This is a genomic window from Rahnella aquatilis CIP 78.65 = ATCC 33071, assembly GCF_000241955.1.
GTDB classification, from domain to species: domain Bacteria; phylum Pseudomonadota; class Gammaproteobacteria; order Enterobacterales; family Enterobacteriaceae; genus Rahnella; species Rahnella aquatilis.
This window is the reverse complement of record NC_016818.1, coordinates 370,215-384,639: the sequence shown is the minus strand read 5'-3', so window position 1 is coordinate 384,639 and position 14,425 is coordinate 370,215. Positions and strand designations below refer to the sequence as shown.

Sequence of the window (14,425 nt, the reverse complement as noted above, 5' to 3'; positions counted from 1 at the left end):
AAGAAACACAATCTCATTCGTATTGAACATGTATTAATGTGAATCAATGTTTTTCTGTGCATAATATAGCCTAATAAGTAATCCACTGGAATAATGAAAACACAAAGGAATGATCCAACACATGTATGCCGCCTGGAATAAATGGCATTGGCCGAATATATCATTGAAGATAGGAATGTTAATTGTTATAACATTCATGTGCACAATAATTTGTTGCTCCACAATCGCTATTACTGTACTCAATAGCTGGGAAAAGTCTGTAATCACCCCCAAGGCTTCCGGCAACACTAAGATGCTTATAAATATCCATGGCACACTATTTGATAAACGCAGAAAGGCAGTGATTAAAGAGACAACTCAGTCACCCGTGACTAGCGTAAAACTGCCTTTAATCCTTAAGGGCGTTCTGACAAGTACTGAAACCCGGCGTTCACTGGCTATCCTTCAAGGACCATCAGGTCAGCATAGTTATCGTGAAGGCGAAAAACTCGCTGATGTAGAAAATGCTTTCTTACAATCAGTAAAGCCAGACGAAGTTTTAATACGAACCCCCGGGGGAACAGCGATTTTATATCTCAATGATAAACCACGGGATGATAAACGTCCTGAACCACAAAAAGAAAAGGTAAGCAGAGAACATGCAAAATATTTAATGCATTATTTAGTTGCCAACCCTATATATAAAGATGAGAAACTTACAGGTTATAGATTTAATCCCAGAACAAGCAGTAATATTTATCTTAGAGCGGGACTTATTCCTGATGAATTTGTCGTTAAAATAAACGGGCAATCTCTTGACGACGCGGTAACAGCAGATAAATACATTGAACAACTGGCAAATCTGAGGGATGTACAACTTACCGTTCTGAGAGAAAATCAAGTTCAGAATATCTATATAAACTTAGCCACTATCGAAACATCGTTGGATACAGAAAGTCATGAAGAAGTTCATTAACCCTCTCTTAGTAAAGGCATGCATATTATGTGCTACCCTCCCGTGGATTGTACACGCGGAAGAATTTACTGCGAGCTTCAAGGGCACGGATATTAAAGAGTTTATTGATACGATAAGTAAGAATCTGAATAAGACTATCCTTATCGATCCCTCCGTGCAGGGGACTATTTCTGTCAGAAGTTATGATGTTTTGAATGAAGAACAATACTATCAATTTTTTCTAAGTGTGCTGGATGTCTATGGTTTTGCGGTGATCCCCATGGATAACGGGCTACTGAAGGTCGTGCGTTCAGCGAATGCCAAAATGTCTGGTGTACCCGTTGCGGACAAAAACAGACCCGGTAAGGGAGATGAAATTGTCACCCGCGTCGTTACGCTTCTTAATGTACCGGTCAGAGAATTGGCACCTTTGCTTCGCCAGATGAATGACAGTACAGGAGTAGGCAGTGTTGTTCATTATGAACCCTCCAATGTTTTGCTGCTGACTGGCCGGGCATCAGTGGTCAACCGGCTTATTAATCTGGTCGAACGCGTTGACTCGATGGGTGACCAGCAAAGGCAAACCATCAAACTAAAATATGCTTCTGCCCCCGAAATGGCTGAGATGATGAACAACCTGATCCGTGAAGAATCCAAAGGACAATCATCATCTATATTACAAGCCAAAATTGTCGCCGATGAAAGGACCAATACGCTCATTGTCAGCGGGCCAGAAAACGTGCGAAGTCGCGCAGCAAAACTGGTTAATCAGTTGGATAAAGATCAGTCTTCTCAGGGCAACACCCGTGTTTTCTACCTGAAATATGCCAAGGCTGAAAAAATTGTTCCCGTTCTGACAGGCATTACGCAGGAGATGAAAGAAGGCAAAACTGCCCAGCCTTCGACCGCCTCTAACAATCCGATGAGCATAACGGCTGATGAGCAAACCAACTCCATCGTCATTACTGCTCAGCAGGATGTGATGCAATCACTTGAACAGGTTATCACCAAGCTCGATATCCGCCGCGCACAGGTTTTAGTCGAAGCCATTATTGTTGAAGTACAGGATGGCAACGGGCTCAATTTGGGTATCCAGTGGAGCAACAACCAGGTTGGCGGAACACAATTTACCGGTACCGGCGCGCCACTATCGACCGTTGCGGCCGGAGTACGCCAGTACAAAAAAGAGGGTGTTATCAGCAGTGATAACCCCCTAAGCAGCACTTTGCAGACCTTCAATGGCATGACCGCAGGCTTCTTTAGCGGTGACTGGAACGTCTTACTCACTGCGTTATCTACCAGTAATAAAAACGATATTCTTGCCACGCCAAGCATTGTTACTCTCGATAATAAAGAAGCCTCATTCAATGTCGGTCAGGAAGTTCCCTCCCTGTCTGGTTCACAAACCACGTCTGGCGACAACATTTATAGTAGCGTGGTTTACAAAACCGTCGGCACAAAATTGAAGGTCACTCCGCAGATCAATGAAGGGGACTCTGTGCTGATGGAAATCGAACAGGAAGTTTCCAGCGTTGATACTTCAACCAATTCTAGTCTTGGCCCCACCTTCAATACCCGAACCATTTCCAATGCCGTCCTGGTTCGTACGGGTGAAACTGTAGTCCTGGGCGGTTTGCTGGATGACAGCACCAAAGAAACCAAATCCAAAGTTCCTCTGTTGGGTGATATTCCGTGGATAGGTAATTTGTTCCGCTATACCAGCACTGAATCAGCAAAACGTAATCTGATGGTGTTTATCAGGCCGACCATTATTCGCGATGATGAGGTTTACTCCTCTATTTCCAATAAGAAATACTCGCATTTCCAAAAACTCCAAAAAACACGTCAGGATGAAGATCATCAAGATCTGCTCACGCCAAATACTCGTGCTGTTTTGCCCGACTACCCTGCCCCTGAAAACAGTTCGCCAAAAACCTCTCTGTCGACCATGCCTGATAACGACAAACCTCGTAATCCGTTTAGTGGATAAACCATGAACAGAGATAACGAGTTGCTGAATAGACCAGTTGTGGAACACGCCGCCCCTGTTCTGCCTTATACCTACGCTAAACAAAAAGGCGTAACGCTACTTGATAACGTGCTTTTTTGCCGCCAGGACATTTCAGTGGAAACATTGCTCGAAGCACGTCGGGTCATGGGGGAAATAATGGCGGTCGAAATAGTGGAAACGACACTGTTTGATGAAAAGTTATCAGCGACCTACCAGCGTAGCAGCGGCCAGTCACAACAAATTATTGATGATATCGATAACGAGGTCGACCTTCTGTCTTTATCTGAGGAATTACCTGATAACGAAGACTTGCTGGCCAGTGATGAAAATTCGCCGATCATACGTCTGATTAATGCGGTGCTTTCTGAAGCAGTCAAAGAGGGTGCTTCGGATATTCATATCGAAACCTTCGAACGCACGCTCAGTATTCGGTTTCGTATTGACGGCGTCTTACGGCAAATCTTGCAACCGGCTCGCAAGCTGGCACCTTTTCTGGTATCGCGTATCAAGGTGATGGCAAAACTGGATATCGCTGAAAAACGTTTACCTCAGGATGGTCGCATTTCTTTACGTATCGGTCACCGGGCGATTGATATCCGCGTATCGACCATTCCGGCTCAATATGGTGAGCGCGTGGTGATGCGTCTCTTGGATAAAAATAATTTATGTCTTGATATTCCACAACTTGGCCTGTCTCCACAGGACGAACAACAGCTATCGGCATTAATCCATAAACCTCACGGGATCATTCTGGTCACCGGGCCGACCGGCTCAGGTAAAAGCACAACTCTGTACGCGGTTCTTTCTGCACTCAACAATAACGAGCGTAACATTCTTACCGTTGAAGACCCGATTGAGTATGAACTGGAAGGCGTGGGTCAAACGCAAGTTAACCCCCGCGTAGAAATGACATTTGCTCTCGGTTTGCGGGCAATTTTGCGTCAGGACCCGGATGTCGTCATGGTCGGTGAGATCCGTGACAATGAAACCGCTCAAATCGCGGTACAAGCTTCACTGACCGGCCATCTGGTGATGTCTACATTGCATACGAATAGCGCCGTCGGTGCTATTACCCGTTTACGGGATATGGGTCTGGAGCCCTTCCTTCTCGCCTCCTCATTATTAGGCGTGGTTGCTCAGCGACTTGTGCGACGCCTGTGCCCACATTGTAGCCAGCAGTCCCCGTTAGATGCGTCTCATATTCCTTTATTCCACTTTCTGCCTGAGCCCCCACCCTTTGTTTTTAAAGCCAGCGGATGTTCTCAATGCCATTTCACAGGCTACAAAGGCAGGGCTGCTATCCATGAATGTATGGTCGTTGATAACGCTATACGTCAGGCAATTCATGAGAATCAGGATGAATTTTCCATTGAGAACATTCATCGCAAAACAGCCCGAAGCTTGCGGGAAAATGGCCTGCTTAAGGCCATTAGCGGCGAGACTACACTGGAAGAAGTCATCAGAGTCACGGCTGAACAAGAGATAGCGGCTGGGGGGACAACCTCATGAGCCGCTTCTCTTTTCATGCAATCTCCCCGACAGGCAAGGCGCAGCGGGGAGTGATTGACGCCGACTCTCTCCGGCTGGCCCGCCAGATGGTGCGTGAGCGGGGTTTAACCCTTCTTGAAATAAAGCAGGTTGGCAACTCGCTGACAGCTATAAATAACAAAAATAAAGGATTGAAAACACGTGTACCTTCACATGCAGTTTCACTGTTCTCACGTCAGCTCGCCACATTAACTCATGCAGCCCTGCCCGTCGAAGCAGCACTTGCCGTCATTGCCCGGCAAACCGAGCACGCCGGACTCACGCAAGTGCTGACCGCCGTTCGTAACAAAGTGGTGGAAGGGCATACGCTTGCCGATGCGTTATCTGATTTTCCGCGCATATTTGATCCGATGTTCAGAACACTGGTCACGGCAGGTGAACGAACCGGACAACTTGGCACCGTACTGGAGAAAATGGCGGATTATTATGAAATTCGCCAGCAGATCAAAAGCAAGTTGTCGCAAGCCATGATCTATCCGGCCATGCTCACCTTCGTTGCCATTCTGGTGATTGTTATTTTACTGGTTGCCGTCGTCCCGCAAATCATTGAACAGTTTGTGCATATGAAACATACACTGCCTATCACCACCCGTATTTTAATCGGCGTCAGTGGTTTCCTGGGACGTGCATGGTGGCTGATTGCCATCGTGCTTATCGCTGTCATCGGTATCTTCAGGCTGGCTCTGCGTCGAAAACATAATCTCATGCGTTTTCATACGGCATTGCTTGGTGTTGCCGTTTTAGGACCGCTGATCAGGGCCATCAATAGTGCCCGATATGCCCGCACTCTCAGTATCTTGCAATCGAGCGGCGTTCCTTTACTTGATGCGATGAAAATCTCGACAGAAGGCATAACGAACCTGCGGATCCATTATTTGCTGACTCAGGCGGCAGAACATGTTCGCCAGGGCAGTTCGCTCTTTGCCGTTCTGGAACAAACCCGTCTCTTTCCGCCCATGATGCTCTACATGATTGCTTCCGGTGAACAAAGCGGACGTCTTGGCGAACTCATGGCGCACGCGGCAGACAATCAGGACAAGTTGATGCAGCATCGGCTTTCAATGGTATTGGCGCTGTTTGAACCCCTGCTGATTGTCACTATGGCCAGTATCGTTTTGTTCATCATCATGTCGATTTTACAACCCATTCTCCAGCTTAATAACCTCGTCAGTTAAAGGTATAATTCAATGTTAAACATTCAAAAATATCATCACGTTACTTCTAAAAAGCAACAAGGTTTTACATTAATCGAACTGATGGTGGTTATCGTCATTCTCGGTGTACTGGCAGCGCTCGTTGTGCCTAATGTTATGGGCAACAAAGAACGGGCTGATACCCAAAAAGCCATCAGCGATATTGTCGCTCTCGAGAATGCTCTCGACATGTATAAGCTGGATAACCATCGCTATCCGACAACCGAACAGACGCTGGAAGCTCTTGTCACTTTACCCACCCTTAATCCGTTGCCAGCAAATTACCGTAACGACGGGTATATAAAACGTTTACCCGCCGATCCATGGGGCAACGAATACATGTTGGTCAGTCCGGGTGAACATGGGACGATCGATGTCTTTTCTGCCGGGCCTGACAGTGAGCCCAACACCGCCGATGACATAAAGAACTGGGTTGAGAAGGATCACTAACCTTGTCCGCGGCCAAACAATCCGGCTTCACGCTGCTGGAAATACTGATGGTACTGGCTATTTTCGCCATTGCCGCAGGGGTAGTCATCATGGTTTTACCGTCTGACAACTCACAAATCCAACGCGCAGAACAAATGAAAACAGTGATGGAATACGCTTCTGAGCGCGCAGTGCTGGAAGGAAAACCGCTCGGCCTTTCCTTAACGGCCAGCGCTTATCGGTTCGTGGTTTTAGGTGGCACGCTGCCATTAATTCCACAAACACGTGAGCCTCAGTGGGAAGAAATTAAATCTTCCCGAATGCCTGTCAGTGGCAAACTTTCGGAAAACGAAATCCTTTCGCTCAGCCCGTTGGCTCTTAATAAATCTATCAACCTTCCACCACAGATTGTTTTTATGCCTGACGGAACACTTTCAGTATTTGAGCTCAGTTTTTCTTCTTCAGCATCTGAGCCGGCCTGTTGCAGCATCATTTCTGAAGGGCGACAGCCACTGATATTTAATGTCAGAAGGTCTGAAAAATAATGCGCATATCTTCAACGCGTAGCGCTAAAAATCAGCAAGGTATGACGCTGATTGAAGTCATCATTGCCCTCGGCATCTTCGCCACGGCAGCTCTGGCGTTACTGAATAGTATGAGTTCGCAAATGAGCGCAGTGGATCATTTTCGAACCTCTCTCTTTGCAAGCTGGGTGGCTGAAAATACGTTAATAGAAGCACAAATCAAATTGGGGAAAAAAGAAAAAGAACACGTGACACTGGCCGGGCAGCAATGGTTCGTTGAGCAGCAATATGCCCTTGATAGAGAGAACAAAATCCGCCAGAACCAGGTACGCGTCCTTCAGGCTGAAGATGCACGTTTGCCGATCCTTTCAGTTAGCAGCTGGACTCAGATAATGGCAGAGAAACCATGAACAGCCAGCAGGCAGCCAAACAACAAGGTTTCACGCTGATAGAAGTCATGATTGCGATGGCGATATTTGCGCTTCTAAGCCTGCTGGCCTATCAGATCCTTTCCGCATCACTTAAAAACAGTGAAATGGCACAAGAACACACAGCAAGACTGACCGAGATTCAGACTGCATTTTCTTTGCTGGAACGGGACCTGACCCAGATATTGCCACGACAAACGGATGAGGAAGAGGCTTTTTTATCCGCTTCAGAGACATCATTGAGTTTTACAACCATTAGCAGTGATTCTGCATCAGCCCCCTTGTCTGCCAGTGATCTTACCCGGGCTACCTGGACATTTACCGATCATACGCTGACGCGCAGCGCACAAGCTCTTCCTTCCCCGCCACTGACAGATCTATCACCGCTAATTCCCTTTACGCTGCTGACAGGTGTGAAGTCTCTGCATTGGCGATTCTATTCCAGCGACTGGACCAACAGCTGGAGCAAACCGGACACTTTCCCAAAAGTCATCGAACTCGTTGTCACGCTGGAAGACATGGGTGAAATACGCAGGTTATTCCTCCTGCCACAAACAATTGAGGAGACAAAGGCTGAGTCTGTTGATAACCCGTCTGAGCAAACCGGTTCTGAAGCTGCGGCTCCGATCCCCTTAAACGGGGAGAGCGCCATCAATGAATAAGCAACAAGGTGTGGCGCTACTGATCGTTTTAATGATCCTTGCCATCATGGCCGCATTAGCGGCAAAAATGACGCTGCAATTTCAGGTCAGCCAGCAGCGCCAAAGCTGGTTGCTCAATCAACAGCAATTACGCTGGCTAACCTTTGCCGCCGAAGAGATTGCTCTGCCACGGCTGAAAAAAGCACTGACCGAAAATCCTGACCAAAACAACCTTGATCAGTTTGCTGTTCAGGAAGGACACTTCACCGGCCAGGATGGATTTTCAGTCGATTATATTATTAACGATGGGCAAAACTGTTTTAACCTTAACAGCCTGCGTAATAACGAACCAGACTCTGCGACAGAAGGTGAACCGTACAATACGCAGGTACTGAAACAACTTCTCCTCAATGCGCAGGCGACATCCGTTGAAACTGAGCGGTTCGCGGATACCCTCAGCGATTATCTTGATGCCGATAATGAGACCCGAACTGCCGGTGCTGAATCCGAGTATTACGAAACGCTGATTGTTCCCCGTTCCGCGGCTAACCAACGCCTTTTTTCACTGAATGAACTGGCGTTGCTACCCGAACTCCCCCTTCTGCCACTCAAACAAATCCGACATCAGCTTTGCACCCTCCCCGAAGAGTTTCAGCAAATTAATGTGAATACGCTGACCGAAGAGCAGGCTTCTCTGTTAAGCGCCTTATTTCTTGGGGGTATTAATCAGGAGGACGCAACGAAATTAATTTCAGCGCGACCGCGCAGAGGCTGGGTTTCTGTTGACGCCTTTCTGAAAGAGGCAAAAAAACAGCGATTTACTCTGGAAATCCAGAGCAGCGAATTAAAACCTTTGCTGACGGTACGCAGCCAGTACTTCGTGCTTTATACGCTAGGCCGGTTTGAAGAACAGCAAAATGCCATGACCAGTTTTGTGCAATTCAATCCAAAGGATTCAAAAATCAAAATTTATCAGCGACGCTATCGGGTAATAGAGTAAATGGAACAACTTCATCCGGCCAACAGGCTATTTATCAGGGCTGGCACTACGCCAGAGCGCTCACTTTATTGGTTCACGGATAAGGCAGAATGTGATGAAGATATTCATTGCCTGCAGGATACAGAACATTTATCAGAACTCGCCACACAACCTGCGGCACAAAATATTTGTCTGTTCATCCCCGCCAGTGAAGTGATTTTTCGTCAGATAGCGCTGCCTCAACGCGCAAGCAAAATTACGCGCCAGATGATTGGCTATCTTACCGAAGAAAGCATTGCCAGCGATGTCGACACTTTGCATTGGGTTGAGCTTTATCGTGAAGAACAGACGCTATTCGTGGCGGGTATTGAATCAGATTATTTAAGAAACTGGCTGCAGCGATTTAGCGATGCAGGGCTGACAATAAAGCACGTTTATATTGATGCCTTGCTGCTGCCCAGACATGAAAAAGGCTGGACAATAATGAAGCTTGATGAGCAGTGGCTTCTTCGACAGTCTGAATACTCAGGTAGTCAGATTGAACAGGTATTACTTGATACGCTGCTTAAAATCGCCATGCCGGAGACATTACACTATTACGGTGATGAGAAAGAGATCCCACCTGACTGGGTTCGCGCTGATCTGCCCTTTCATCCCCTGATTATGATGAAAAACAATTGTCCGTCAGCAGTGAACCTGTTGCAGGGCGAGTTCGCCGTGCGTCAAGAGGAGCCAGCCTGGGGACGTCATATGCAACGGGTGGCAACCAGCATGGCGATACTCACGGTGATAGTGATTATCGGCGCTAAACTTTTCACCTGGTGGCACGTTTCACAGCAAGAATCATTACTGAAAAACGAGATGCTGGTACTTCACCAGACCTGGTTTCCGCAGGACAAGCACACCCGTAATCTGAAGTTCTATTTTGAACAAAACATGAAAAAGGCACCCACGGCCTTTCTTCCTGCACTGGCAAAACTCACCGCTTATCAGGGAGAGATCCCGCAAATTGCCATCGATAAATTAGATTTTCAGCAAGAGACGAAACAGTTCATTTTGCAGATTACTACTGATGATCAGGCGGCGATTGATGATTTCGTCGAACGGACCGACAGTGACTTTCACTTTGCCATTTCTAATTTAGCCACGTCACCAACGGGTATCACTGCCACGCTGACTCAGCGGAGTAAATCATGAAACAGTGGTTGATGCTTAAAAATGAACGGGAAAGATGGCTGATACTGATTGCCGCGTTCCTGTTGGCAGTGACTTGTCTCTGGTACGGTATTTTAACCCCGCTCAACAATCGGATCGCCCAATCACGGGCCCGGATCAACACACAACATCACCAGCTTGAATGGATGGTTCAGCAAACACAACGGCTCGGCACCCCGTCAGGGTGGAGAACTCAGAAAGACAAGCTGACGGAAGCCATTAATACCTCCGCCACCCGCTTGTCCCTGCAATTGCCTCAACTCCTCGCCGATGACCGGGGGATAACCCTCAGCTATGAGCAGATTTCTTACCCCGAACTTTTGCGCTGGCTTGAAGTTCTTAACAAAGAATACGGTATTCAGGTCGTGGCAATAACGATAGTCGCAGGTACCGGGGAAAAAGGCAGCGTAAAGGTTTCACAACTCATACTGCGTTAGTCAGGAAAGCATTTCACATGAGCGAGGGATGGCAGCAAATGGCGTATATCACATCATTGCCCGGCGGGTTTTATCATACCTGTATAACTCTTTTAGGGCTGCTGATGGGCAGTTTTCTCAACGTCGCGGTTTATCGTTTACCCTTGATGATCCGCAACGATGAACGAAAGGCTGAGAATAGCTTTAACCTAAGCTTCCCGGCGTCGCACTGCCCCACCTGTAAACACCCGTTGCAATACTGGCAAAATATTCCGGTGCTGAGCTGGCTGCTGTTACGGGGAAAATGCCATTACTGCGAAACCACGATCTCTAAAAGATACCCCCTTACAGAAGCGGGATGCGCCGTCATGTTTCTGGGCCTGTCGTTTCTGTTTACTACTCCCCTGAGTTTATTCAGTGCCTTATTACTGTTTTGGTTTCTTCTGGCGCTAAGCCTGATTGATCTGGCAACTTACTTGCTCCCTGACCGGCTGACATTGCCATTACTGTGGGCCGGATTACTCATCCATTCTCTTTACGGCAACGTGACACTGCAGGATGCATTGTATGGCGCGGTAGCAGGTTATCTGGTGTTGTGGTTTTTGTATCAGGCAGTGAAATTTGTCAGCGGAAAAGAAGGGATGGGGTACGGTGATTTTAAACTGCTCGCGGCACTGGGTGCCTGGGTCGGCTGGCAGATGTTACCGTATCTGTGTATTTTCGCCGCCCTTACGGGGATCGTTTTCACACTGGCACGGGTAGGTCTTTATAAAATGTCAGAGCAGACACCTTTCGGCCCCTGCCTGGCCCTGGCTGGTGCGCTAATTTACATCAGCCAGGAGAGCAAAATAATCTGGCTGATGTTGAGTTAATACGGCAGAAATTACTGTGATTCTTCTTTCAGCTGAGACTGGATGTAATTCTGAATGCCAATACGCCCGATGAGTTCCAGTTCAGTTTCCAGCCAGTCGATGTGATGCTCTTCATCCGCAAGGATAGTAATCATTAAATCGCGGCTGACGTAATCATGCACCGAGTCGGCATAAGCAATGCCTTCACGTAAATCCTTTGCCCCTTCCAACTCCAGCAGCAAGTCAGATTTCAGCATTTCCTCAACATCTTCACCAATATTAAGCTTGCCGAGATCCTGCAGATTAGGAAGACCTTCCAGGAAAAGGATCCGCTCAATATAGATATCGGCATGTTTCATTTCATCGATGGATTCGTGATATTCGATACCGTTGAGACGCATCAGTCCCCAGTTTTTAAACATACGGGCATGCAAAAAATACTGATTGATGGCAACCAGTTCATTTCCAAGAAGTTTATTGAGGTGTGCAATGACTTTTTTATCGCCTTTCATAGGTAACTCCTCCGTTCCGGTATCTAAAGCGTAGATCCGGTTCAGAGTAAGTCAAAGAAAACACCTACTTTTTAGCGATGTATTTTCAGGCGATGTTGTCGAATTGCGGTATCTGCTGTAATTCGTCTTCCATTATCTGGCGCGCAACACGAACACATTTACCGCACTGCGTGCCCACCGGAACAAAATTTCTGAGCTGCTGAAATGTCTGAGGTTGATAACGACGAACCGCCTGTCGTATCGTTTTATCACTTACACTGTTGCATAAACACACGTACATAGAAACCACGCATCGAACAAAACCTGACCTAACTGTAAATGAGAATGGTTATTATTGCAATACGACCTGCTGGTGAGTTACAGATAATTATTGTAATTACTTGATTAGAAAATAAAAAAACCTGACCTTTTCAAGTCAGGTTTTTTCATATAGAAAATCAGGCAGTCAAGTTATGGGGTGACTGTCTCACCCACTATCACAAACTGCCCGGCAACCTTGTTCTCACGAAGAACAGTAAACTTCGTGCCTGGCGCTTTTTCCGTCGTAGTCAGATTATGCTTAAGCACAATAGTGTCGGCAGTATCTTGACGGTAGAGATATGGGCTAGTTTTATTCGTGTACAATTCACCAATATAATTACCATTACTCTGCAAAATGTAATGATCGGTGAAGTCTTTAGAAATACTTACTAATAATTTATCACTATCAACATTCATCGATAAAAAATTAGGATCAGTAGTGATGCTTTGTTCCTGAACCAACATCTCGTCAGTGACAACCAGTGTTTTGACAGTGCTAAATACATGATCTTCATCTTCCATGGTAATAGTCAACTCATCACCTGCTTTCGGTTTGACTGTATCACTACGTAAGATTATGCTCTCATCCGTGTTACCCTGGCTCATATAAGGGCTGGAGCCATTAGTAAAGAGTTCACCAAAATATTTATCATTTTTCTTAAAGATATAATGTGAATTATAGTCTTTATTGATATCAGCACGAACAACCGGGATCGCACCCTTCATTTCTATAACAAATCTGGTGACGTCATTTTCTTTAACATTTGAATAAAGAATATCTTTAGCAATATTCCCTAAATCATAATCTGGTGTATCGCCACTCAGATCCCAAATAATGGCTCCGCCAAAACCTTCACTTTGAATATAGTCAACCTTTTCACGGATAGACTGTTCATCGTCATAGGTGAAAAACTCTTTTGTCTGAGCATTATATAAATAGGGAACACGGGCCTCGGTATCATAATAACGAGTAAATGCCGGATTTTTTGCCCAGTCCTTTAACAGGTAATACGGATTGGTTCCGGTCGTCTGACCGACATCATCCCAGGCACCTTTTACTGTTGCATTACCCGGTACGAAGAGCCCTGGCAATCCAGGAACAATTATCGTAGGCTCTACCTCGCCCCAGGCGCGACCATAAAATGCCAGTCCCATCATCAGTTTGCTTTTCGGCACACCATAGGTTTGGTTATATTCTTTCATCGCGTAAGCATCATTCAGCTTAGTATCGGTATCTTTTGAATTTGCAAACAGCGGTGCGTTATGCCCCGTGATAGGATCAAATGCCCCATGTATATCGTAAGCCATCACATTCACGGAATCTAACAATGGAGTGGTCACTGTGGGGTTAATGAACTCCATATTCTTATAACTTGTTGTTACAGCAGCAGAAAGCTGGAAGTATTTATCATTCTGCAAACCGACAGAATCAAGTTTGCTGCGAAGCAACTGAATCAACTGAGTAAACTGCGCTTTTTCCTGCTCATTATCTGGATATTCCCAGTCCACATCGATGCCGTCAAAGTGCCACTTAAGCATATAATCAACCATGCTTTGCGCAAGTTTCTCCGAACCCGCGCTCGTTGCCGTAGCCGCTTCAAATGCGCCTTCCTGTGAGTTATCCCATCCACCAAATGAGATCATGAGTCTACGGCCCTGCGTGCTCGTGCGCCCGACTAATTCCGGTATCAGTTGTGGTGCTTTCTCTGCATCATGCATTTCGACAATGCCATTTTTTATCACAGCAAAACCGTAGTTGACATGAGTAAGGTTACTCATATTTATTTTATCTGGAGTAAAGTTATTATGGGCATCGTAGACTCCCCATTCAGGGAAATAACCAATGATTTTACGCTGCGACGCAACTTGAGCCTTACTTTCTGCCTGGAACTGTTCTGCTTTCTCGCCTGTCCATGGCGTAAAGTAGAAGGTCCCTAAAATATTTGATTGCAGATTAGTTGGCTCACCTTTTTTCCAGACGTCGTCGACACCAGGTACTTGCTCTGGGCCTGCCCACCATTGATTCGTCCAGAAATATCCGTCATATCTGACTTTGTTATCAGGTTTAGAATAAGTTTGTGAAGCATCCCAGGCAGGTGTATTCATAACGGGATACATTTCATTGGCTACAATAACCGTCTGTGTTCCTGGGAAGTTGTTATTCAAACCATACGATTCCCCATCTTTTGTCGTCTCGAAATGGAACCACGTTTTACCATTATCGTTGGAACGCATCATGGTTTCGCCATTTGTGCCTTCCATCTGGTTAGTATCATCATTGGCTTTTAACTTTGCCATTGCAGATGTGGAGATGAGAGATAGTGCGATCAACGAGGCGATATATTTGAGCTTCATAAACATTCCTTATTTATATATATTCAGCATATTTAGCAAATAACATTTCTTAGCCAAAATATTATACAAACTCAGGACTGTTAAAAATA

General features: G+C 46.1%; 15 protein-coding genes. 12 read left to right on the top strand and 3 right to left on the bottom strand.

Annotated elements, in window-relative coordinates; genetic code table 11:
- The first annotated feature begins 121 nt into the window (after window positions 1-121).
- Genes gspC through RAHAQ2_RS01660 form a run of 12 tightly spaced genes read left to right on the top strand, consistent with a single transcriptional unit; the run spans window position 122 to window position 11,190 of the window.
- Complete coding sequence (gene gspC, locus RAHAQ2_RS01715; protein ID WP_014333601.1) at window positions 122-955, top strand: type II secretion system protein GspC; 834 nt, start codon at window positions 122-124, stop codon at window positions 953-955.
- Window positions 939-2,924, top strand: a complete 1,986-nt coding sequence (gene gspD / locus RAHAQ2_RS01710) for a type II secretion system secretin GspD (protein WP_014333600.1) — start codon at window positions 939-941, stop codon at window positions 2,922-2,924. Before gspC ends, gspD begins: the two co-directional genes overlap by 17 nt.
- 3 nt (window positions 2,925-2,927) lie before the next feature.
- Complete coding sequence (gspE, locus tag RAHAQ2_RS01705) at window positions 2,928-4,454, top strand: type II secretion system ATPase GspE (RefSeq protein WP_014333599.1); 1,527 nt, start codon at window positions 2,928-2,930, stop codon at window positions 4,452-4,454.
- Entirely contained in the window at window positions 4,451-5,668 is a 1,218-nt protein-coding gene (gene gspF, locus RAHAQ2_RS01700; RefSeq protein ID WP_014333598.1) for a type II secretion system inner membrane protein GspF, read from the top strand. Before gspE ends, gspF begins: the two co-directional genes overlap by 4 nt.
- Window positions 5,669-5,680: 12 nt before the next feature.
- On the top strand, window positions 5,681-6,136 hold the full coding sequence (gene gspG / locus RAHAQ2_RS01695) for a type II secretion system major pseudopilin GspG (protein ID WP_014333597.1): 456 nt from the start codon (window positions 5,681-5,683) through the stop codon (window positions 6,134-6,136).
- A gap of 2 nt (window positions 6,137-6,138) precedes the next feature.
- Entirely contained in the window at window positions 6,139-6,660 is a 522-nt protein-coding gene (gene gspH, locus RAHAQ2_RS01690; protein ID WP_014333596.1) for a type II secretion system minor pseudopilin GspH, read from the top strand.
- Complete coding sequence (gene gspI / locus RAHAQ2_RS01685) at window positions 6,660-7,049, top strand: type II secretion system minor pseudopilin GspI (RefSeq protein ID WP_014333595.1); 390 nt, start codon at window positions 6,660-6,662, stop codon at window positions 7,047-7,049. The genes gspH and gspI overlap by 1 nt, the downstream gene beginning before the upstream one ends.
- Complete coding sequence (gene gspJ, locus RAHAQ2_RS01680; RefSeq protein ID WP_014333594.1) at window positions 7,046-7,729, top strand: type II secretion system minor pseudopilin GspJ; 684 nt, start codon at window positions 7,046-7,048, stop codon at window positions 7,727-7,729. The genes gspI and gspJ overlap by 4 nt, the downstream gene beginning before the upstream one ends.
- Window positions 7,722-8,708, top strand: a complete 987-nt coding sequence (gspK, locus tag RAHAQ2_RS01675) for a type II secretion system minor pseudopilin GspK (RefSeq protein ID WP_014333593.1) — start codon at window positions 7,722-7,724, stop codon at window positions 8,706-8,708. The genes gspJ and gspK overlap by 8 nt, the downstream gene beginning before the upstream one ends.
- Complete coding sequence (gene gspL, locus RAHAQ2_RS01670) at window positions 8,709-9,884, top strand: type II secretion system protein GspL (RefSeq protein ID WP_014333592.1); 1,176 nt, start codon at window positions 8,709-8,711, stop codon at window positions 9,882-9,884.
- The gene (gene gspM / locus RAHAQ2_RS01665; protein ID WP_014333591.1) at window positions 9,881-10,339 is read left to right on the top strand and encodes a type II secretion system protein GspM; all 459 of its coding nucleotides are present in this window, start codon (window positions 9,881-9,883) and stop codon (window positions 10,337-10,339) included. Before gspL ends, gspM begins: the two co-directional genes overlap by 4 nt.
- 17 nt (window positions 10,340-10,356) lie before the next feature.
- Window positions 10,357-11,190 (top strand): prepilin peptidase, encoded by an 834-nt coding sequence (locus RAHAQ2_RS01660; RefSeq protein WP_014333590.1) that lies wholly within the window; start codon window positions 10,357-10,359, stop codon window positions 11,188-11,190.
- A gap of 11 nt (window positions 11,191-11,201) precedes the next feature.
- Here RAHAQ2_RS01660 and bfr read toward each other — a convergent pair whose 3' ends face one another.
- The 3 genes from bfr to RAHAQ2_RS01650 all read right to left on the bottom strand — a co-directional run bounded on the left by bfr (window position 11,202) and on the right by RAHAQ2_RS01650 (window position 14,336).
- Window positions 11,202-11,681: a bacterioferritin gene (bfr, locus tag RAHAQ2_RS01655; RefSeq protein WP_014333589.1), complete on the bottom strand. Its 480-nt coding sequence runs from the start codon at window positions 11,679-11,681 to the stop codon at window positions 11,202-11,204.
- A gap of 85 nt (window positions 11,682-11,766) precedes the next feature.
- Window positions 11,767-11,961, bottom strand: a complete 195-nt coding sequence (bfd, locus tag RAHAQ2_RS24750) for a bacterioferritin-associated ferredoxin (protein ID WP_014333588.1) — start codon at window positions 11,959-11,961, stop codon at window positions 11,767-11,769.
- Between the two features lie 170 nt (window positions 11,962-12,131).
- A complete protein-coding gene (locus tag RAHAQ2_RS01650; protein ID WP_014333587.1) occupies window positions 12,132-14,336 on the bottom strand; it encodes a glycosyl hydrolase family 18 protein in 2,205 nt (734 codons plus the stop codon).
- Between the last annotated feature and the right edge of the window lie 89 nt (window positions 14,337-14,425).